16 protein-coding genes are annotated in these 19,829 nt (G+C 74.2%); 10 read left to right on the top strand and 6 right to left on the bottom strand.

What is annotated here, in order from left to right:
* The first annotated feature begins 62 nt into the window (after positions 1-62).
* The gene (locus BKA18_RS21790) at positions 63-659 is read left to right on the top strand and encodes an NADPH-dependent FMN reductase (protein WP_366048560.1); all 597 of its coding nucleotides are present in this window, start codon (positions 63-65) and stop codon (positions 657-659) included.
* Positions 660-687: 28 nt separating this feature from the next.
* A complete protein-coding gene (locus tag BKA18_RS21785) occupies positions 688-2,253 on the top strand; it encodes a DHA2 family efflux MFS transporter permease subunit (protein WP_366048561.1) in 1,566 nt (521 codons plus the stop codon).
* A gap of 181 nt (positions 2,254-2,434) precedes the next feature.
* Here BKA18_RS21785 and BKA18_RS21780 read toward each other — a convergent pair whose 3' ends face one another.
* On the bottom strand, positions 2,435-3,022 hold the full coding sequence (locus BKA18_RS21780; RefSeq protein ID WP_366048563.1) for a GNAT family N-acetyltransferase: 588 nt from the start codon (positions 3,020-3,022) through the stop codon (positions 2,435-2,437).
* A 235-nt stretch (positions 3,023-3,257) separates the two neighbouring features.
* Between BKA18_RS21780 and BKA18_RS21775 the strand changes: the two genes are divergently transcribed.
* Positions 3,258-3,479: a DUF397 domain-containing protein gene (locus BKA18_RS21775; RefSeq protein ID WP_366048564.1), complete on the top strand. Its 222-nt coding sequence runs from the start codon at positions 3,258-3,260 to the stop codon at positions 3,477-3,479.
* A gap of 72 nt (positions 3,480-3,551) precedes the next feature.
* Here BKA18_RS21775 and BKA18_RS21770 read toward each other — a convergent pair whose 3' ends face one another.
* Positions 3,552-6,758, bottom strand: a complete 3,207-nt coding sequence (locus tag BKA18_RS21770; protein WP_429638759.1) for a sacsin N-terminal ATP-binding-like domain-containing protein — start codon at positions 6,756-6,758, stop codon at positions 3,552-3,554.
* Positions 6,759-7,484: 726 nt separating this feature from the next.
* Positions 7,485-8,390 (bottom strand): DUF3027 domain-containing protein, encoded by a 906-nt coding sequence (locus BKA18_RS21765; protein ID WP_366047651.1) that lies wholly within the window; start codon positions 8,388-8,390, stop codon positions 7,485-7,487.
* Between the two features lie 393 nt (positions 8,391-8,783).
* Between BKA18_RS21765 and BKA18_RS21760 the strand changes: the two genes are divergently transcribed.
* The 4 genes from BKA18_RS21760 to BKA18_RS21745 all read left to right on the top strand — a co-directional run bounded on the left by BKA18_RS21760 (position 8,784) and on the right by BKA18_RS21745 (position 12,436).
* Positions 8,784-10,217: an MFS transporter gene (locus tag BKA18_RS21760; protein ID WP_429638501.1), complete on the top strand. Its 1,434-nt coding sequence runs from the start codon at positions 8,784-8,786 to the stop codon at positions 10,215-10,217.
* A 69-nt stretch (positions 10,218-10,286) separates the two neighbouring features.
* Positions 10,287-10,790, top strand: coding sequence for a hypothetical protein (locus tag BKA18_RS21755; RefSeq protein WP_093484647.1), 504 nt, complete (start codon positions 10,287-10,289; stop codon positions 10,788-10,790).
* A gap of 16 nt (positions 10,791-10,806) precedes the next feature.
* A complete protein-coding gene (locus BKA18_RS21750) occupies positions 10,807-11,574 on the top strand; it encodes a futalosine hydrolase (RefSeq protein WP_366047650.1) in 768 nt (255 codons plus the stop codon).
* Between the two features lie 10 nt (positions 11,575-11,584).
* Positions 11,585-12,436, top strand: a complete 852-nt coding sequence (locus tag BKA18_RS21745) for a 1,4-dihydroxy-6-naphtoate synthase (protein ID WP_366047649.1) — start codon at positions 11,585-11,587, stop codon at positions 12,434-12,436.
* 39 nt (positions 12,437-12,475) lie between these two features.
* On the opposite strand, the gene BKA18_RS21740 is transcribed toward BKA18_RS21745, so the two are convergent.
* The gene (locus tag BKA18_RS21740) at positions 12,476-12,859 is read right to left on the bottom strand and encodes a cold-shock protein (RefSeq protein ID WP_283112432.1); all 384 of its coding nucleotides are present in this window, start codon (positions 12,857-12,859) and stop codon (positions 12,476-12,478) included.
* A 194-nt stretch (positions 12,860-13,053) separates the two neighbouring features.
* On the opposite strand from BKA18_RS21740, the gene BKA18_RS21735 reads away from it, so the two are divergent.
* On the top strand, positions 13,054-13,332 hold the full coding sequence (locus BKA18_RS21735) for a hypothetical protein (protein ID WP_078568803.1): 279 nt from the start codon (positions 13,054-13,056) through the stop codon (positions 13,330-13,332).
* On the opposite strand, the gene BKA18_RS21730 is transcribed toward BKA18_RS21735, so the two are convergent.
* Both BKA18_RS21730 and BKA18_RS21725 read right to left on the bottom strand, forming a co-directional pair.
* Positions 13,269-13,934 (bottom strand): HAD family hydrolase, encoded by a 666-nt coding sequence (locus BKA18_RS21730; RefSeq protein ID WP_366047648.1) that lies wholly within the window; start codon positions 13,932-13,934, stop codon positions 13,269-13,271. The two genes, BKA18_RS21735 and BKA18_RS21730, sit on opposite strands and share 64 nt — an antisense overlap.
* 167 nt (positions 13,935-14,101) lie before the next feature.
* Positions 14,102-15,280, bottom strand: a complete 1,179-nt coding sequence (locus BKA18_RS21725) for a serine/threonine-protein kinase (RefSeq protein ID WP_366047647.1) — start codon at positions 15,278-15,280, stop codon at positions 14,102-14,104.
* Positions 15,281-15,456: 176 nt separating this feature from the next.
* On the opposite strand from BKA18_RS21725, the gene BKA18_RS21720 reads away from it, so the two are divergent.
* Positions 15,457-17,973 carry a helicase-associated domain-containing protein gene (locus BKA18_RS21720; RefSeq protein ID WP_366047646.1) on the top strand — a complete coding sequence of 839 codons (2,517 nt, stop codon included), beginning with the start codon at positions 15,457-15,459 and terminating at the stop codon, positions 17,971-17,973.
* A 200-nt stretch (positions 17,974-18,173) separates the two neighbouring features.
* Positions 18,174-19,826 (top strand): DNA repair helicase XPB, encoded by a 1,653-nt coding sequence (locus tag BKA18_RS21715; RefSeq protein ID WP_366047645.1) that lies wholly within the window; start codon positions 18,174-18,176, stop codon positions 19,824-19,826.
* Positions 19,827-19,829 lie beyond the last annotated feature (3 nt).

Here is a 19,829-nt window from a genome sequence, read left to right as displayed (position 1 = left end):
GTACACAGTGACGTGTACGTTGTACGCATCCCAATACGTCGTACACATCAGGGGGATTTCCCATGAGCGAGCAGCCGCAGCAGCTCCGCGTGGCGGTCGTCGTCGGCAGCACCCGGGAGGGCCGCTTCGCACCGGTCGTCACACGGTGGATCAAGAGCCACCTCGACCAGCGCGACGACATGAGCATCGACGTCGTCGACCTGGCCGAGACACCGCTGCCCACCGTCTTCCCGGCCTTCGGTCAGCCGCCCGCGCCCGGCACCGAAGAGGCCCTCGCCGAGGTCTCACCGCGCCTGGCGGCCGCCGACGCGTTCGTGTTCGTCACGCCGGAGTACAACCACAGCTTCCCGGCGTCCCTGAAGAACGCCATCGACTGGCACAACGAGCAGTGGCACGCCAAGCCGATCGGCTTCGTCTCCTACGGCGGCATCTCGGGCGGCCTGCGCGCGGTCGAGCAACTCCGGCTCGTCATGGCGGAGTTGCATGCGACCACCATCCGCAACACGGTCAGCCTGCACCACGCCTGGGGCCTGTTCGACGAGGAGTACGCGATGAAGGACACGCAGAGCGACGCCGCGGCCAAGACGATGCTCGACCAACTCGCCTGGTGGGCCCAGGCACTGCGGGACGCCAGGAACGCCCGCCCCTATACCGCCTGATGCTGCGTCAACAACACTGGGGGAAACCATGAATCAGCGCAGGGGAGAAGCCGCGCCCAAGACGGCGGAGCCCGGTGCCGACCAGCCGCCGACCGCGGCGCCGGCCATGGCGCCACCGTCGCGCCTCGCCATCCTGGGACTGCTGCTCGGCATCATCCTGGCGACACTCGACGGCACGATCGTCGGTACCGCCCTGCCCACGATCGTCGGCGACCTGGGCGGCCTGGACCACTTCTCCTGGGTGGTGACTGCCTATCTGCTCACCACCGCCGTCTCCACCCCGATCTGGGGAAAGGTCGGCGACCTGTACGGCCGCAAGGGCAGCTACCTGACCTCGATCGCGGTCTTCCTCGTCGGGTCGGTGCTCTGCGGACTCGCCCAGGACATGGGGCAGTTGATCGCTTTCCGGGCACTCCAGGGGCTCGGCGCGGGCGGCCTCTTCGTGGGTGCGCTCTCCCTCCTCGGGACGCTCCTGCCGCCCGCGCAGGCGGGACGCTCCCAGTCGATGATCGGCGTACTGCTGCCGGTCGCCATGATCGGCGGCCCACTGCTCGGCGGCTTCCTCACCGACCGGCTGGACTGGCGCTGGGTCTTCTACGCCAACGTGCCCGTCGGCGCCGCCGCACTCCTGATCGTCGGGCTCTGCATCCGACTGCGCGGCGAGCGCGGCCCGGCCCGCATCGACTTCGTGGGCGCCGCACTCCTCACGGCGGGCGTTCTGGCGCTCACCCTGATCGGGACCTGGGCCGGCACGGCGTACGACTGGATCTCACCGCAGATCGCGGGGCTCGCCGCACTCTCGGTGGGCGCCCTCGGCTGGTTCGTCCACGTGGAGCGACGAGCACCCGAACCCATCATCCCGCCGCGCCTGTTCCGCGACCGCAACTTCACGCTCGCCCAGGTGCTGAGCTTCCTGGTGGGCGCGGCGATGCTGGCCGCGGCGAGCTATCTGCCGCAGTACATGCAGTTCGTACGGGGCATGTCGTCGACGGAAAGTGGGCTGCTGCTGCTCCCACTGATGCTCGGCATGATGGGCGCGCAGCTGTTCATCGGGCGGGCGGTGGCCAACGGCGGCGGGTACCGCGGGTACCCCGTCGCGGGCGGCGCGGTCGCCACGGCGGGCGCCCTGGCCCTGCTCATGGTCGGCGCGGACACCGCCACGGCGGTGGCCTCCGCGCTGACGCTCGTCCTCGGCCTGGGCCTCGGCTGTCTGATGCAGCCCGCGATGCTCATCACCATGAACAGCGCGGAGCCCCGCGACATGGGCGCGGCCAGCGGCACCACCACGCTGCTACGGACCATCGGTGGCTCGCTCGGCGTCGCCGTGCTCGGCTCCGTCTACACCGGCCGCATGGCCGCCACCCTCACGGACCGGCTCGGCCGGGACGGGGAGCGGCTCGCCGGCGGCCACGAAGTGACCCCCGCGGTGCTGCTCGGGCTGCCCGACGGGGTGCGGGACGCCTTCCGTGCCGGGGTCACCGGCGGACTGCACAGCGTCATGATCGGCACGGCCGCGCTGTGTGCCGTCGCCCTCGCGGCCGCCTGGCTGATCCGCGAGGTGCCGCTGCGGACGGCCCCGGGGGCGGCGGACTAGGGGGTGTCCGGCGGGTCAGGGGCGAAGCCACAGCCGGATCGCGGCGACGGTCACAGTCCATGGAAGATGTAGGCCCTCTTGTCGTAACGCGTCGCCACAGCCGCATCTGAGGCACAGCGCCACGCACGACGCAAAAATCGGCCCCCACCGCACCGTCGCGACGGGGACCGACCGCGCCAGGTCAAGCGTCGCCCTCGACCCGGGCATGGAGGTGCATGTCATGCCAGCCGTCCTGTTGCAGGTGGGCGCTGCGGCGGGTGCCCTCCAGGAGGAAGCCGGACTTGGCGGCGACGCGGCAGGAGGGCTCGTTGGCGGTCGAGTGGGCGAGTTCGAGGCGGTGGAAGCCGGCCTCGTCCAGCGCCCAGGCGGCCAGCGTGGCGAGGGCGCGCGGGGCGACGCCGGTGCCACGGGCGTGCGGCAGGACCCAGTAGGCGCACTCGGCTTCGCCGTGGTCCAGATCCATCCGGCGCAGGCCCGCCCGGCCGAGGATCTCGCCGCTGTCGGCCCGGGTGATGGCCCACTGGGCGTCCCGCTCCTGCCGCCAGGAACGATGGGCGGCCGCGATCCACTCCTGCGCTTCGGCCGGGGACGTCACATGGCGCATGTGCCAGCGCCGGATCCCCTCGTCCTGGTAGGCGGCTTGCAGGACGGGGGCGTCGGCCGTCTCCCAGGGGCGCAACAGCAACTCGCCGCCGGGGGAAGGGAGAGAAGGCTGAGGGGCGGCCGAGAGGGATCCGGCGGGGAGGGCGGGCGTGATCGCGAGGGGCATGGGCGGCATCATCTCCCTGCCCTGGCGTGCGGCGCCACGGTGTGCGGTCGGGGGCCGGTGCAGCCGCCGCGGTCCGGGGACCGGGGGCCCGGGGGGACCGCGGACCGGCAACCGGCAACCGGCAACCGGCAACCGGCGACCGGCGACCGGCGACCGGCGACCGGCGACCGGGCCATTCCAACTCGGTGGTGTCGTCGGGGCCACCTGATGCGCAGTTACCCGAGAGAGTACGAGCATGACGACGACGATTCCCGACGCGTCCTCCCTGACCCACTGGCACAAGTCCAAAAGCCACAGCAACGGCCAGGTAGCCGAATGCATCGAGGTGGCCGACGGCTACCCCGGTGCCGCACCGGTGCGCGACGCCAAGAATCCGCACGGACCTGTCTGTGTGTTCTCCCAGGCAGGCTGGTCCAGCTTCGTCGCCGCCCTCAAGGGCGGCGAGTTCGGCGCCTGAGGCTCCCGCGGCACCACGCGTGACGCAGGGTCGGTCCCGTCGCGCCTCCGCGACGGGACCGACGCCGCTCCGTCAGTCGAACCAGCGCGCCCGCGCCAGTTCCTCCCCCCGGTCCGGGTCCTCCAGCAGGGCCGCGACCTCGAAGCGGCGTGGCCACTGGCCGGCGGCCCAGGCCAGGCCCGCTGCCACGCCCTCCAGGGTCGCGGCGTGCACGGTGCCGTCCGGGGTCCGGCGCCAGTCCAGTTCGGTGGTGCCGTCGGGGCCGTCGACGAGTAGTTCCTCGTGCTCCACGTATGCCTCGGGGGTGGTGGCGCCGAGCAGGACCCGCACGGCCTCCGGGACCTCGTGGCGTACGCCCTCGGAGCGCACGCCGACGGCGAGCGCCTCGCTCAGCCGGGGTACCTGGAGCAGCTCCGCCAGCGCGGCGGCGCGGCCCGGGCGCACCGGCAGCAGGGCCAGGTCAGAGGCCAGCGGCATCAGGTCCGGTGCGTCGGCGACCACCGCATCGGCCGCGTCCACCACCCGGATCTCGCGGTCGACCAGGGCGCGCAGCTCGTCGGGCAGGGTCACCTGATCTGGGTCCAGGCCGGCCAGCATGCCGTAGAGGGCGTGCAGTTGGGCGGCGCCGACGGGCAGGTCCGGGTCGGCGAGCCGGGAGAGCAGCTCCGCCGCGCCGCCCGGCTCGTCCAGGAGCGCGGAGACCGAGGTGCGGACGCCGAGCGCCCGCAGGACCTGCGCATCGACCTCCCCCGCGTCCGCGGACTCGTACAGCCCGGCCAGCAGCGGGTCACCGCCGGCGGACCGCAGACCGGCGGGCCGGCGCCCGTCGAGCACCGGGTGCCCGCGCAGCCACCAGGCGGTGTACGGGCGGACGGACTCGGTGGTGCCGTCGGGGAGCAGGACCCGGACGGGCGCGGTCAGGGCGTCGCGCAGCGGCGGCTGGGACAGCATCGCCAGCACCTGGGGCCAGGCGTCGTCGTGGACCAGGTCGAGGTCGCGGACCGCGACGAGTTCGGTCACCACCGGCGGTACGGGGGTCTCCGGCAGCGCGTCGAGGATGTCCTCGCACCACACGTCCACCGCGTCCAGCAGGCCGACGTCGTCCGGCTCGGCGAAGTCCCCGTCCCGCGGCTCCATTTCGTCCGGGTCGAGTACGACATCGGTGGCCCGGACGAGCGCGAAGGCGGCCATGACGCCCACGGCCGTCAGCGGCTGCTCGCCCCACCGGTCGGCCAACTCACCGTCACAGGCGGCGAGTTCGTCTTCCCTGATGACCCGCTCGAAGTCGCTTCCCGGGTACACCAGTTCGCCGGCGGGCGCCAGCTCACCGTCCTCGTCGGGCAGCGCGAGCGCTCCCAGCCAGGGCTCGTCGCCCGGCGCGAGGTTGGCGTCCCGGACCAGGCCGAGCACCGTCTCGGCCAGCTCCTCGGCGCCCAGCGGGGCCCCGCCCGGCTCGTCGGCGAAGACGTCGTACGCGTCCTCGTCCGCGTCCAGCGAGTTGGCCACGGCCGCCCGCACCTGGGGCGTGGTCAGCACGGCGCGCGGGGCGGCCGGGGTGGCGCCCAGCTTCTCCAGCAGCGGGTGCACCGCGTCGGGGTGGGCGACCTTCAGCCCCAGCCGGGCCAGGGTGCGGTGCCGTGCCGCGGCGTCCTCCTCGGGGCCGGCGGCGGGCTGCGGCAGCAGCACCTGGCGCGGCCCGATCGTGGTCCGTACGGTGCCCTTCGCCCCGCCGGGGCCCTGGCCCGCGGTGCCCGCGAGCGGCACCGGCAGCCCGCTGAGCCGGTCCGGGTCGGTGCCGGCCAGCGCGTCGTAGAGCCGCCACCACCAGCCGGGCGACCGTTCGACGCCCGCCAGCCGGTCGACCATCTCACCGAGCGGCACCCGGGCCACGCCCAACGCCCGCAGCTCCGGGCGGCGTTCGAGGCCGGCCGGCAACAGGCTCGGGAACAGCTCGGCCAGCACCCCGACCGTCGCCGCGCCCGCGCCCTCCACCAGCTCGGCGTCCACCGGCCGCAGCACATAGCGGTCCACGCCGCCGTCGCCCTCGTCCCACTCGCCCGCCGCCGGCACCTCGGGTTCGGCCCGCTCGCCGTCGCGCGGCGCGCCCGCGCTCGGCAGGAACCGCACCCGCGGCAGCAGCTCCAGCACCTGGCGGCGCAGCTCACCGTCCAGACCGCCCTTGCCCAGCGGCCCCGGCACCAGGTCGAGGGTGCCGACCGACACCGGCTGCCACTCGCCCAGCAGCGACGCGTAGGCCGCGGCCGCCCGGCCCACCAGGAAGTCCGCGAGCGGGCCCGGGGCGACATGCCGCCGGGTCGGCTCCAGCGGGAACGAGGCGATCAGCAGCGCGGGCAGGCCCAGCGGCTCATCCGTCGGCGTCGGCGCATGGACGACCGGCGCCGTCCCCGGCCGGGCCGGTGCGCCCGCGTCGTCCACCGGCACCGCCCAGGTCACCGACCAGACCGGCCGCAGCCGCTCCTCGACCGGCCGGTCCGCCAGCAGCGCCGGGTCCAGCGGACCACCGTCGCTCGCCACCCGCCACCGGGTGGCACCCCGCTCGCTGTCCTCGATCAGGACGTACGGACCGTCCTGCCGGCGCCGCAACTCCCGTACGCCCTCGGGGGTCTCGACGACGACCTCCGCCAGCCCCGGCAACGTCAGCAGCAGCGCCGCATCGATCCCCGCCAGCAGCCGCTCGGCGAGATCCTGCGCCGCGACGTCCCGCAGCGGCAGCACGACGGCGGTGTCGTACCCCTCGGGCGCCCCGCCCTCCGCGGGCAGCGGCAGCCGCAGCAGCGGGACGTGCCCGTCCCGGCGGCGCAGTTCCCCGCCCAGGCCGGGGCTGTGCGCCGCCACCTCTTCCGCCATCGCCCGGGCCTCGGCCAGCGACCAGCGCACGCCTCCGGTGCGGCCCACCAGCGCCGGCTCGTCACTCACGGACAGCACCGCGGCGAAGCCCACACCGAACCGGCCGACCGCCCCGGCCGCCACACTGGGCTCCCGCTTCGCGGAGGCCCGCAGCGTCGACAGCGACTCGACGCCGGTCGCGTCCAGCGGGGCACCGGTGTTGGACGAGACGAGCACGGCGGGCGCGTCGCGGTCGGCCGCGTGCAGGGTCAGCCGGAGCCGGCCGGGGACACCGGCCCGGGCCGCCGCGTCCGCCGCGTTCTGCGCCAGCTCCACGACGAGCCGGTCGCGGTAGCCGCCGAGGGCGAGGTCCTCCTCGGCGTTGGCATCCTCCCGGAACCGGGCGGGCGACGCGGCCCAGGCATCCAGCACCCCACGCCGGAGCCGGCCCGTCCCGAACGGGTCTCCGGCTGCGCCTCGCACCCAGGACGTAGCTGTCACTGTCCGTCTCCCTATGTGTGTCCGTGGCGTGTCGGTGACCCGACGGTATCGCCCCACGTTGCCGGGTTCCGCGCCGTGTCTCTTCTGTGGTTTGCTGCCCGCCTTCGGCAGGAGCGGGGTGGGTTTGTGGGGTGGGGCCCCGGTCCGTGGGTGGTGGGTGGCGGGGCAGGGGCTCCGGGGTGTGTTGTCGGACTGCTTCGCTTTACGTCCGACAACACACCCCTCCGCCCCTGCCCCCTCCCGTAGCGATGGGGCCCCACCCCGGTGGGGGTGCAGAAGAAAAACAAAGACAAAGACCCGAAGCTCGGCCGGAGTGCGACGCGGCTGGGCTTCTGGTTTTTCACAGATCCCCCACCGGGCGGGCGGTCGCCTCCCGAGCGGGAGGTGGTGGGCCGGAGGGGCCTGTGTTGTGGACGTAAAGCGAAGCAGTCCACAACACAGGCCCCGGAGGCCCACCACCGCCACCCACCACCCACACCCAGCGGCCCCCGCCCAAACCCCCGCCCCGCCGAAGGCGAAAACAACCGACGAGGCCCGGCGGGACACCCCGCCGAAGGCGAAAACAACCGACGAGGCCCGGCGGGACACCCCGCCGAAGGCGAAAACAACAGACGAGACACGGCGCCGCAGCCGAAAACGTACGCCGGGCCGCCAGGCTTAGCTGTGGCCGAGTTCCTCCGCCGGCCCCGTCTCCTCCACCGAGCCACCGTCCCGCTCGGGACGCAACGCCAACGGCTCGACCACCGTCTCGTCCACCACCGGCGCCGCCGGCCGCGGCGGCTTCGGCATGACGGCGGCCTCGGAGTGCGCCCCGCAGCCGTACGCGAGGGAGACGACCCGGCCGTCGGCGGGGGCGAACTCATTGGCGCAGACGCCGAAGGCCTGGCGCAGGGAGCCGGTGAGCGGGGTGAGGAAACCGCAGGTCATGCAGGTGGCGGGGGCCGCCTGGGCCATGGGGGTCTTGGCGCCGTAGGCCTCTTCCCAGCGGTCGGCGGCGATGTGCAGGCCGTAGCGGGACAGGACCCGGGCGCGGCGCATGCCCAGTTCCTCGGCGACGGCCGCGATGCCGCCGCGGTCGGGGGCGGGCTGGATCGCGGGCGAGCCGGGCAGGACGGTGGCCTCCTCGGTGTCCGCGACCTCGGCGGCCATGCCCTCCGCGACGGCGGAGTTCGGCGGCGGGACGTCGTCACCGGAGAAGCCGGCCTCCAGCCGCAGGTCGTCGGCCTCGGTGGGCAGCAGGTCGCCGGGGCCCATGTCGCCGGGGCGCAGCCGCTCGCTCCACGGCACCCACTCCGGCGCGAGCAGCGCGTCGGGGCCGGGCAGCAGGACCGTCTCGTCGAGCGTGACGATCTTGGCGCGGGAGGCCCGGGCGACCGTCACGCCCCAGCGCCAGCCGCGGTAGCCCGGCTCGTTGCAGACGAAGAGGTGGGTGACGACGCGGTCTCCGTCGGCGACGGCATCGATGTGCTCGCCGACCATTCCGGGCAGCGCGGCTTCCTCCGCTGCCGCCCGTGCAAGGTCGACCGCCTCGGCGCACAGGCGGTCGGGGGTACGGCTTCGCATCGCAGCACTCACAAGAATCGATTCTCTCTTCTACGCCAGTCTCACGAGCGCGCCAGCCGGAGCTGTCCTTGTCCTGTCCGGACGACCGGCGGTACCGGGGCGGGCGGAGCGGACCTGGGGACCGCGTCGACGTCCGCGCCCGGTCGTTTCGGTCGAGCGCACCTCTCACATCCCATTCTGCGGGATCGCGAGGAGGCACGCGGCCAAAAACGACCGCCGGTGGCGCGCTACACACGCTACCCCTTCAGCGGTGTACGACCCCTCGGCGGGAGTGGCAAATGTCCGCGGCGACGATCACGAGCCGGTGCGCCCCGCGCGGCCGTACCGAGAAAGTGCCCCCTCGTGGGCGAGTTGGGGCACTATGGCCGGGTGACCGCCGCCAGGGTGCCGAAGGTGTCGAGGGCCTCACGGAAGTCAGCACGAACGCCGTCCGGGGGGTCGCGCGCCTCGACGCGGAGCGGATACGGGGGCAGCCGGGCACGCCGCGCCGGACGGGCTCTGGGCCGGGCACTGCACCGTCCGTTCACGGGCGCGGCGCGCGGCCTGCGGCGCGCCACGCATGCACACGGCGCGGGCGAATCGGGTCTGGGCAAGCTGATCGAGCTGCATGCGGTGAACTCCGCCGGCGACATGATGATCACGGTCGCGCTGGCCTCGACGGTGTTCTTCTCGGTGCCGACGAACGAGGCGCGGGGCCGAGTGGCGCTGTATCTGGCGGTGACCATGGCCCCGTTCGCGCTGCTCGCGCCGGTGATCGGGCCGCTGCTGGACCGGGTGCCGCACGGCCGGCGGGCGGCGATGGCGGGCTCGATGCTGGCGCGGGCGCTGCTGGCGCTGACGATGTCGGGCGCGGTGGCGACCGGCGGTCTGCAGCTGTATCCGGCGGCGCTGGGGGTGCTGGTGTCGTCGAAGGCGTACGGCGTGATTCGCAGTGCGGTGGTGCCGCGGCTGCTGCCGCCACGGATTTCGCTGGTCAAGGCCAATTCGCGGGTGACGCTGGCGGGGTTGCTGGCGACCGGGGTGGCGGCGCCGACAGGTGCCGGGCTGCATCTGCTCGGGCCGGCCTGGCCGCTGTACGGGGCGTTCGTCGTGTTTGCCGCCGGTACGTTCCTGTCGTTCTCGCTGCCGCACAAGGTCGACTCGGCGAAGGGCGAGGGCCGGGCCCGGCTGACGTCCCGGGAGGCATCGGCGCGGGCCGCGGCGGGCGGCGGGCGGAAGCCCGGGCTGCGCACCGTCGGGCCGTCGGTGCTGCACGGGCTGCAGGCCAATGCCTGTCTGCGGGCGCTCTCCGGTTTCCTGACGTTCTTCCTGGCCTTCCTGTTGCGGGAGCATCCGCTGGGCGGGCTGGGGGCGGCGGCCTCGCTCGGTCTGGTGGCGGTGGCGGCCGGTACCGGCAATGCGCTGGGGACGGCGGTCGGTGCCTGGCTGAAGGCCCGCGGGCCGGAGGCGATCATCGCGGCGATGCTGGGGCTGGCGCTCTGCGCGACGGTGCTGGCGGCGGTGTTCTACCAGGTGGTGGCGGTGGTCGTGGTCACCACTGCGGCGGCCGCCGCGGGGCTGTGCCAGGCGCTGGCGAAGCTGTCGCTGGACGCGATGATCCAGCGCGATGTGCCGGAGGAGGTGCGGACCTCGGCGTTCGCCCGGTCCGAGACGGCGCTGCAGATGTCGTGGGTGGTGGGCGGGGCGATCGGGATCTCGCTGCCGCTGATCGGCACGGTGGGGATGGCGGTGGCCGCGGGGCTGGTGATGCTGGGGGTGGCCCTGGCCGTACGGGGACTGCTGAGCGCGGCCCGGCGCGGCAGTACGCCGACCCCCCGGGTGGCCTGACTTCCCGCGGGCACGCGGCACGCCGTACCCGGGCGTGGCGTGTGCCGGGGCGCCCGATAGCCTGCCCGTATGACCGCTGCGTTGATCTCCTGGGGCAAGGGCCGCCGTGCCGCTGCCGCCATCGGTGCCGTGTCCCTGGGTGTCATCACCCTCTCCGCCTGCGAGAAGCCGACCGCGCTCTCGACCGTGACCGTCGGGTCGACGACGGTGCAGGCCGAAGCCACCCCCGGCTGCAACGGAGACGGCAAGGTCCTCTCCAAGAAGGCCATCTCCGCCTGCCTGACCAAGAAGGGCGAGAAGACGATCACCGTGCACCCCGGTGAGAAGGTGCGCGTCGGCGTCGACCCGCAGATCGCCAAGTCCGGCTGGATCGTCATCGGCGCCGGCCCCGTCATGCGCGAGCCCAGCAAGCAGACGTACCGCAGCTTCGACGCGGACACGCTCTTCATGCAGCAGAACCCGCAGACCGGGCAGACCACGTACAGCAAGGACGTGACGCTCCAGGTCGCGGAGCTGAACGCGGGCGACGGCCCCAAGGCCATGTGGCACTTCACGCTGAAGCAGGAGAACTGAGCCGGAGGGCCGTCTGATGCGGGTCCTGGTCGTCACGGCGGTGGCCGCCGAACGCGACGCGGTGTGTGCCGCGGCGGAGGCCTGCGACGAGGCGACGCTGCCGGGCGGATACCCGCTGCGGCGGGTGCCCGGCCCGCCGGTGGCGCTCGATGTGCTGGCCGCCGGTGTCGGCCCGGCCGCCGCGGCCGCCGGGACGGCCACCGCGCTGACCGCCGCCGCGCTCACCGGAGCGCCGTACGACCTGGTCGTCTCGGCCGGTATCGGCGGCGGTTTCCCGCCCGGTCCCGGCGATGCTCGACCGGCGGGAGCCCCCTCCGGCGCGCCCGTGGGGTCGGTGGTGGTCGCGGACGCGATCGTCGCGGCCGACCTGGGCGCCGAGACCCCCGACGGCTTCGCCCCGGTCACCGAACTCGGCTTCGGCAGGGTGCTGCACCGTCCCGACGAGGCGCTGGTGAAGGCCGCCGCCGCGGCGGCCGGTGCGGCCAGCGGCCCCGTCGTCACCGTCTCGACGGTCACCGGCAGCGCGGCCCGTACCGCCGAGCTGGCGGAGCGTCACCCGGGTGTGCTGGCCGAGGCGATGGAGGGGTTCGGGGTCGCCGAGGCGGCCGCCGCGCACGGGGTACCGGTGCTGGAGATCCGTACGATCTCCAACGCGGTCGGCCCCCGGGACCGCGGCGCCTGGCGCATCGGCGCCGCCCTGGCCGCCCTGACCGACGTCTTCCGTACGCTTCCCGGAGCCCTGACGTCCGCCACCCGGGCGGCCGGGGAGTCGCACCATCCCTGAGGAGGACCCCGTGACCCGGCCGCTGAACATCGCGTACTCGCCGTGCCCGAACGACACCTTCGTCTTCGATGCGCTGGCGCACGGCCGCGTCCCGGACGCGCCGGAGCTGGCGGTCACCTTCGCCGACATCGACGTCACCAACGGCATGGCCGAGCGCGGTGAGTTCGATGTGCTGAAGGTGTCGTACGCGGTGCTGCCGTGGGTGCTCCAGGAGTACGCGCTGCTGCCCTGCGGCGGGGCGCTGGGGCGCGGCTGCGGACCGCTGGTGCTGACCCGGCGGCAGTCCGCGGCCGCGGATCTGGCCGGCAAGACGGTCGCGGTGCCCAGTGAGCGCGCCACCGCCTATCTGCTGTTCCGGCTGTGGGCGGCGGCCGAGGTGCCGGGCGGCGTCGGGGAGATCGTGGTGCTGCCGTTCCACGAGATCATGCCGGCGGTGCGCGACGGCAAGGTCGATGCGGGCCTGGTCATCCACGAGGCGCGCTTCACGTACCAGAACTACGGTCTGTTCTGCCTGGCCGACATGGGCGAGCACTGGGAGCTCACCACCGGCCTGCCGATCCCGCTCGGCGCAATCATCGCCAAGCGATCGCTGGGCGCGCCGACGCTGCGCGCGCTCGCGGCGGCGATCCGCACCTCGGTCCTGATGGCCTGGGACGATCCCGAGGCGTCCCGGCCGTACGTCCTGGAGCACGCCCAGGAGATGGACCCGAAGGTCGCCGACCAGCACATCGGGCTGTACGTCAACGAGTTCACCGCCGACCTCGGCGAGGACGGCTATGCCGCGGTGCGCGGGCTGCTCACCCGCGCCGCGGCCGAGGGGCTCGTACCGCCCCTCGGCCGCGATGCGCTCAGCTTCGTCTGAATCGTGCCGGCCGGGCCGGCGGGTGCGGGGCCGCTCGCCTCAGACGTCCAGCTGGTCGGCGACAGCGCGCAGCATGCCGGCGATCTTCGCGCCGTGCACCTTGTCGGGGTAACGCCCGCGCTCCAGCTGCTGGGTGACGTTCTCCAGGAGGGTGGTGAGGTCCTGGACGATCGAGGCGAGTTCATCGGGCTTGCGGCGCTGGGCCGCGGCCACCGAGGGTGCGGGGTCGAGGAGAGTCACGGTCAGCGCCTGGTCGCCGCGCTGGCCGGCGACGACGCCGAATTCGACGCGCTGGCCAGGCTTGAGGGCGTCCACGCCGTCGGGCAGCACCGACGAGTGTACGAAGACGTCACCGCCGTCATCGCGGGAGAGAAAGCCGAAGCCCTTCTCACTGTTGAACCACTTGACCTTGCCGGTAGGCACGTCTGTCCTCGTCCTCGTACTCGTGGGAAAAAAATGGGCTGGGATACTGGAAAATTCTGCGGCAGAAAACGGTCCGGATAACAATGCAGCGGGCCGCAGGACCCGCCACCACCAAGGCTAATGGTCCCAAGGCCGGTGACAAGACGCCGCCGGGTGGATCCTCGGTGCTTCTGGCCCGGACTTACCCTGGTCAGGTGTCTGACGAAACTCCCCAGGCCGGGGATCTACTGGTCCGAATCGGCGCGATCATGTTCCTAGTTGGCGCAGTGGCCACTCTCGCCACGGTGACGCCGCTGTTCCTCGGAACCGAACCGCTGCCGTCCGTTTTCTACTGGCTGTGCATGCTGATGGGCGCCGGATTTCTGGTGGCCGCGGCCGGAGTGATCCGCTCCGCTGTCGCGCAGCGCCGTCAGGCGGAGGCCACTTCCGAGGCATCCGCCCCGTCCGCCCCCTCGGCCCCTTCCGCCACGTAGCGCTTCAGCCACGACGGGAAGTCGGTCAGATCGGCGAGCAGCACCTCGGCGCCGGCCGCCCGCAGCTCGTCCGCGTCGCACGGGCCGGTGGCGACGGCCACGGACAGCGCACCCGCGGTGTGCGCGCCCCGGACGTCGCCGGTGTGGTCGCCGACGTAGATCTGTGCCTCGTGTGCGCGCAGCGCCTCGGCCTTGGCCTCCGCCCACAGGTCGCCGATGACGGCGTCCGCCGCGAGGCCCAGGTGGGTCAGGTGCAGCTTGGCGTTCGGCTCGTATTTGGCGGTCACCACGATCGCCCGCCCCCCTGCCGCATGCACCGCGTCGAAGGCCTCCCGGGCGCCGGGCATGGCCGTGGTGGCCGTGATCGCGTGGGCCGGGTACAGCGCGCGGTAGAGCTCGCTGATCTCCGCCACCCGCTCCTCGGGGAACCACCGGCTGATCTCCTGCTCCAGCGGCGGGCCCAGCCGGGTCACCGCGGCCTCGGCGTCGACGAAGGTGCCGGTCCTGGCGGACAGCTCCTGATAGGCGGCCTTGATGCCGGGTCGGGAGTCGATCAGCGTCATGTCGAGGTCGAATCCGACCGTCAGGGGGTGCGCAGCCATGCCTGCCATTGTGCCTGCGGGGGCAAGGGGGGCCGGAGGTGGCCGGTGCCCGGAGGTGGCCGGTGCCCGAGCCGGGCGGGCCGTACGTGGCCGATGCCCGGAGGGGGCGGGCCCGCAGCACGCCGGCCGGGACCCGGCAGGCGGTGCGTCCGCGCGGCGGGCGTCGCTCAGCGCGGCCCGCGCCGCATCCGCCACACCAGGAACAGCGCCGAGGCGACGGCCGCCACCCGGACCATCCCCGGCAGCCCGTCGAGCATCTCCTGCCCCAGCCGGCCGTGCGCGATCGGCGCGCCCCAGCGCCCCTCGAACCGGCCCCACAGCCACACCACCATCCCGCCCACGACGGCCCCCGGCACGCCGAGCGCCGCGAACTTGGCCTCGGGACGGCTCAGCCGCCGCGAGGCGTAGGCCAGCCCCCAGCCGCCCGCCAGCGCCAGCCACGACCCCAGCGCCGCCCCGGCCACCAGCAGCAGCACGGCCAGCGTCAGGGCCGGGCTGAGCGGCGGGCGGGCCGGGGCGGCCACCACCTCGTCCTGTTCATCGGCCCCGGCCGGTGCGACGACCGGGACGGGGGGCCGGCCGAGCGCCCGCCGCAGCAGCCGGGGCAGCGGGCGGCCGCGCGGTACGGCGCCGGTGCCGTCCGCGTCCGGCGCCTCGTCCCCGTCGGCCGCCGGTGCGCCGTCCTTCCGGAGCGACAGCGGGCGTTCGCTCTCCGGCCGGTCCCACATCTCGGGGATCTCGATCCCGCCGACGAACCCCGGCACGGTCTCGCCGGGACCGAACGGCCCCGGCTCCACCCGCCACCAGTCGGGCGCCGCGCCGTCCCCCAGCTCGTCCGCGCCGGCCAGATGCGGCGGCAGGCCGACCGCCGGCGGGGAGTCCGGCGCGCCGTCCCGCGGGCCGGGCACCGTGCCGCGGGCGGACGCCTTGTCGTTCAGGGGGTTTTTGCCGGTCAGCCCGCTGCGCCGGGCCAGGCCGGTGAGCCGCTCGCGGGCGGTGGGGCGCGAGGGCTCCGGCTGCGACGGCCCGCCGGACAGCGGGCCGAGCGGCACGGCGGGCCCGTCGGCACCCGGCGCGGTGCGGGCCGCCGGGCCCTGCGCCGCCCCCGAAGCGCCCGGCGTCCGGTCGCCGGCACCCCCCGCGGCCTCGACCACCGCTTCCGGGGTGCCCAGCCGCGCCAGGGCCCGCTTCACACCGGAGACCGAGTCGGGCCGCTGGCCGTCGAGCTCGGCCCGCAGCCCGCTCACCAGCCGCATCCGCGTGCCGGAGGGCAGGCCCCGCTGCTGAGCCAGGTCGCCGACCCGGCTCAAATAGTCAAAGACGAGCTGATCACTCTCGATCCCCACGAAATCCCCTGCGGCGTCCGCTGGTTGCTCCCTCGACGGTACCCCGTCGGCCGGCGGCCGGGCCGGAGGGCGCGGCACTGAGGTGGGTGGCGTGGGGGCGGTGCCGGGGTGGTGTGCCACGAAACCGCGCCGCCACCCGGTCCCCTGTCCTCCCCCGCCCCGCTAACGTAGGACGAATGACCGGTACACCCCGCACCCTCGCCGAGGAGCTCAGGACCCGCCCGGACGGCGGGCTCGTCGGGCTGCTGCGGGCCCGGCCCGATCTGCTCAATCCGGTGCCGGGCGATGTCACCCAGCTCGCGACCCGGGCCGGGACACGGGCGTCGGTGGTGCGCGCGGTGGAGCGGCTGGACCGGTTCGTGCTGCAGACCGCGGAGGCGCTGGCGGTGGCGCCCGACCCGTGTCCGTACGAGACGCTGGGCGCGCTGATGGGCGGGGACGCCGGGGACCGGGCGGTCGCCGCCGAGCTGCCCCGGGCGGTGGCGGAGCTGCGGGCGCAGGCGCTGGTGTGGGGCCCGGACGACCGGCTGCGGCTGGTGCGTACGGCACGTGAACTGCTCGCGCCCAGCGCCGCGCACCCGTCGCCGACCGGCCTGGGCCCGACCGTCACCGAGGCCGTGGCGGGGATGTCGCCGGGGCGGCTGCAGGAGATCATCGCCGCGGCCGGGCTGCCCACCACCCATGACCCGGTCACCGCGGCCGCCGCGCTCACCGCGCTCTTCCGCGACCGCGACCGGATGGCGGCGCTGCTGGACACCGCGCCCGCCGAATCCGTCGCCGTCCTCGACAAGCTGCTGTGGGGCCCGCCGTACGGCGGGGTCACCGACCGCCCGGCCCCGCATCTGCAGTGGCTGCTGGACCGGGGCCTGCTGCTCCCGGCGGGCGCGCGCAATGTCGTCCTCCCCCGGGAAGTGGCGCTCCAACTGCGCGGCGGGCGCGCCCATCACACCACCGAGCCGTCCCCGCCCCCGCTCGCGCCCACCACGGAACGTGATCCACAGCTTGTGGACAACGCCGCCGCGAGCCAGGCGTTCACCGCGCTCGCCACCGTCGAGGAGCTGCTCAAGGAGTGGGACCTGGGCGGCCCGGCCGTGCTCCGGGCCGGTGGGATGAGCGTCCGCGACCTCAAGCGGACCGCCGCCGCCCTGGACACCACCGAGCAGCTCGCCGCCTTCTGGCTCGAACTCTCCTACGGGGCCGGGCTGATCGCCTCGGACGGCGAGGCCGACGAACGGTTCGCGGCCACTCCGGCCGCCGAGGAGTGGCTCCAGCTGCCCGACCCCGAGCGCTGGGCGGCGCTGGTGGCAGGCTGGCTGCGCGCGACCCGCGCCCCCGGGGTGGTCGGCACCGCCGACGCCAAGGGCCGCGCGCTCGCCGCCCTCGGCCCGCACCTCGACCGCTCCCCGGCCCCCGAGGTCCGCCGCCGCACCCTCGCCCTCCTCGCCGGCCTGCCGCCCGGTACGTCCGTACCGGCCGCGGCGGTGCTCGCCCGGCTGCAGTGGGAGCGTCCGCTGCGCGGCGGCCGCCCGGCCGCGGGCCAGGTGCCCGCGGACGGCGCCGGCGACGCCGCGGGCCCCACCGGCGCCCCCGCTCCGGCCGACGACCTCCGCTCGCGACTGGCCCAATGGACCCTGACCGAGGCCGAGTTGCTCGGGGTGACCGGGCGCGGTGCGCTCTCCTCCCACGGCCGCAGCCTGCTCGACATCCCGGCGGACACCGCCGCCCCCACCCCCGCCGAGACGGACGCGGCAGCGGCCCGCGCCGCCGCCCGGCTCGCCCCCCTGCTGCCCGAACCCCTCGACCACGTCCTCCTCCAGGCGGATCTGACCGCCGTCGCCCCGGGCCCGCTGCACCGCCCGCTCGCCGAGGCCCTGGGCGTCCTCGCCGACATCGAGTCCAAGGGCGGCGCGACGGTCTACCGCTTCACGCCCGGCTCCGTACGCCGCGCCCTGGACGCCGGCCGCTCCGCCGCCGAACTCCAGGAGTTCCTCACCGCCCACTCCCGCACCCCGGTCCCCCAGCCGCTCGCCTACCTCATCGACGACGTGGCCCGCCGGCACGGCCATCTGCGGATCGGCGCGGCCGCCGCCTACGTCCGCTGTGATGACGACGCCCTGCTCTCCGAGATCCTCGCCGACCGCCGCGCCGCCCCCCTCCGGCTGCGCAGGCTGGCCCCCACCGTGCTCGCCGCCCAGACCGCCCCCGACCAACTCCTCGACGGGCTGCGGGCGATGGGCTACGCCCCGGCCGCCGAGTCCGCCGCCGGTGACGTACTGATCGCCCGCGCCGACTCGTACCGCACCCCGCCGCGCACCGCCCCCACGCCGGTCCCCGACGGCCCGCCGTCGCCCGACCCCACGCTGCTCGCGGCGGCGGTACGCGCCATCCGCGCCGGCGATCTCGCCGCCACCGCGGAACGCAAGCCGGTGCACGCGCCGGCTGCGGCCCCCGGCTCGCTCCCCCGCACCACCTCCGCGGAGACCCTCGCCACCATGCAGGCCGCGGTCCTGACCCACTCCGCGCTCTGGATCGGCTACGTCAACGCCGACGGCGCCGCCAGTCAGCGCGTGATCGCCCCGGTGCGGGTCGAGGGCGGCTTCGTGACCGCCTACGACCACACCGCCGACGAGGTCCGGACGTATCCGCTGCACCGGATCACGGGGGTGGCGGAGCTGGCGGACGACTCGGTCTGAGGGCGTGGCCCGAGGCCGCTCCGGGGCGCGGCGGTGCCCGGCCGCGACCAGCGTCGCCGAGCGTGCGCCCCTTGCCGCACAAGGGCCGTCGGCCCATCGCTATCGGTGCCGCGCGCCGATGCGGCACACTGGACGTTTGGCCGTATGTGGCCGATGTCTGCGGCCGCTCCCCGACGGCCGGGAAGCGAAAGGCGAGGCGCGTGAACGGACCCCTCATCGTCCAGAGCGACAAAACGCTGCTCCTGGAGGTGGACCACGAGCTGGCGGATGCCTGCCGGCGGGCCATCGCGCCCTTTGCCGAGCTGGAGCGGGCACCCGAGCACATCCACACCTACCGGGTGACGCCGCTGGGACTGTGGAATGCGCGGGCCGCCGGGCACGACGCCGAGCAGGTCGTCGATGCGCTGGTGCAGTTCTCGCGGTATCCGGTGCCGCATGCGCTGCTGGTCGACATCGCGGAGACGATGTCCCGCTACGGGCGGCTCACGCTCACCAAGCACCCCGCCCACGGGCTGGTGCTGACCTGCACGGACCGCCCCGTGCTGGAGGAGATCCTGCGGTCGAAGAAGGTAGCGCCGCTGGTCGGGGCGCGGCTGGACCCCGACACCGTCGTCGTCCACCCCTCCGAGCGCGGGCAGATCAAGCAGACGCTGCTCAAGCTGGGCTGGCCGGCCGAGGACCTGGCCGGCTATGTCGACGGGGAGGCGCACCCGATCGAGCTGCACGAGGACGGCTGGGCGCTGCGGCCCTATCAGCAGCAGGCCGTGGAGGGCTTCTGGCACGGCGGCTCGGGTGTCGTCGTACTGCCCTGTGGCGCGGGAAAGACGCTGGTGGGGGCCGGTGCGATGGCCCAGGCGAAGGCCACCACGCTGATCCTGGTGACGAACACGGTCTCGGCCCGGCAGTGGAAGCACGAGCTGGTGAAGCGGACCTCGCTGACCGAGGACGAGATCGGCGAGTACAGCGGGACGAAGAAGGAGATCCGGCCGGTCACCATCGCCACCTACCAGGTGCTGACGACCAAGCGGAAGGGCGTCTACCCGCACCTGGAGCTGTTCGACTCCCGGGACTGGGGCCTGGTCGTCTACGACGAGGTGCATCTGCTGCCCGCGCCGGTCTTCAAGTTCACCGCCGATCTGCAGGCCAGGCGGCGGCTGGGGCTGACCGCGACGCTGGTGCGCGAGGACGGGCGGGAGTCGGACGTCTTCTCGCTCATCGGGCCGAAGCGGTTCGACGCCCCGTGGAAGGAGATCGAGTCGCAGGGGTACATCGCCCCGGCCGACTGCGTCGAGGTACGGGTCAATCTGACCGAGACGGAGCGGCTGGCGTATGCGACGGCCGAGACCGAGGAGAAGTACCGCTACTGCGCGACGACCGCGAGCAAGCAGTACGTGACCGAGGCGCTGGTCCGCCGGCACGAGGGCGAACAGACCCTGGTCATCGGGCAGTACATCGACCAGCTGGACGAGCTGGGTGAGCATCTGGACGCGCCGGTGATCAAGGGCGAGACCACCAACGCGCAGCGCGAGAAGCTCTTCGGCGCGTTCCGGGAGGGCGAGATCTCGGTGCTCGTGGTCTCCAAGGTCGCGAACTTCTCGATCGATCTGCCCGAGGCCACGGTGGCGATCCAGGTGTCCGGCACCTTCGGCTCCCGCCAGGAGGAGGCCCAGCGGCTGGGCCGGGTGCTGCGTCCCAAGGCGGACGGGCACGAGGCGCGGTTCTACTCGGTCGTCGCCCGCGACACCATCGACCAGGACTTCGCGGCGCACCGCCAGCGCTTCCTGGCCGAGCAGGGCTATGCGTACCGGATCGTGGACGCGGACGAGCTGCTGGCGGCGGACGAGGACGTCTGAGAC

The sequence above is a fragment of the Streptomyces auratus genome (assembly GCF_050433025.1).
GTDB lineage: Bacteria > Actinomycetota > Actinomycetes > Streptomycetales > Streptomycetaceae > Streptomyces > Streptomyces sioyaensis.
This window is presented reverse-complemented; position numbering and strand designations above follow the sequence as displayed.

Bases quoted from the DNA above. Each gene is read 5' to 3' on its own strand.
- BKA18_RS21790 (WP_366048560.1), top strand. From the start codon at position 63: ATGAGCGAGCAGCCGCAGCAGCTCCGCGTGGCGGTCGTCGTCGGCAGC.
- BKA18_RS21785 (WP_366048561.1), top strand. From the start codon at position 688: ATGAATCAGCGCAGGGGAGAAGCCGCGCCCAAGACGGCGGAGCCCGGT.
- BKA18_RS21780 (WP_366048563.1), bottom strand. From the start codon at position 3,022: ATGCCCCTCGCGATCACGCCCGCCCTCCCCGCCGGATCCCTCTCGGCC.
- BKA18_RS21775 (WP_366048564.1), top strand. From the start codon at position 3,258: ATGACGACGACGATTCCCGACGCGTCCTCCCTGACCCACTGGCACAAG.
- BKA18_RS21765 (WP_366047651.1), bottom strand. From the start codon at position 8,390: ATGCGAAGCCGTACCCCCGACCGCCTGTGCGCCGAGGCGGTCGACCTT.
- BKA18_RS21755 (WP_093484647.1), top strand. From the start codon at position 10,287: ATGACCGCTGCGTTGATCTCCTGGGGCAAGGGCCGCCGTGCCGCTGCC.
- BKA18_RS21750 (WP_366047650.1), top strand. From the start codon at position 10,807: ATGCGGGTCCTGGTCGTCACGGCGGTGGCCGCCGAACGCGACGCGGTG.
- BKA18_RS21730 (WP_366047648.1), bottom strand. From the start codon at position 13,934: ATGGCTGCGCACCCCCTGACGGTCGGATTCGACCTCGACATGACGCTG.
- BKA18_RS21720 (WP_366047646.1), top strand. From the start codon at position 15,457: ATGACCGGTACACCCCGCACCCTCGCCGAGGAGCTCAGGACCCGCCCG.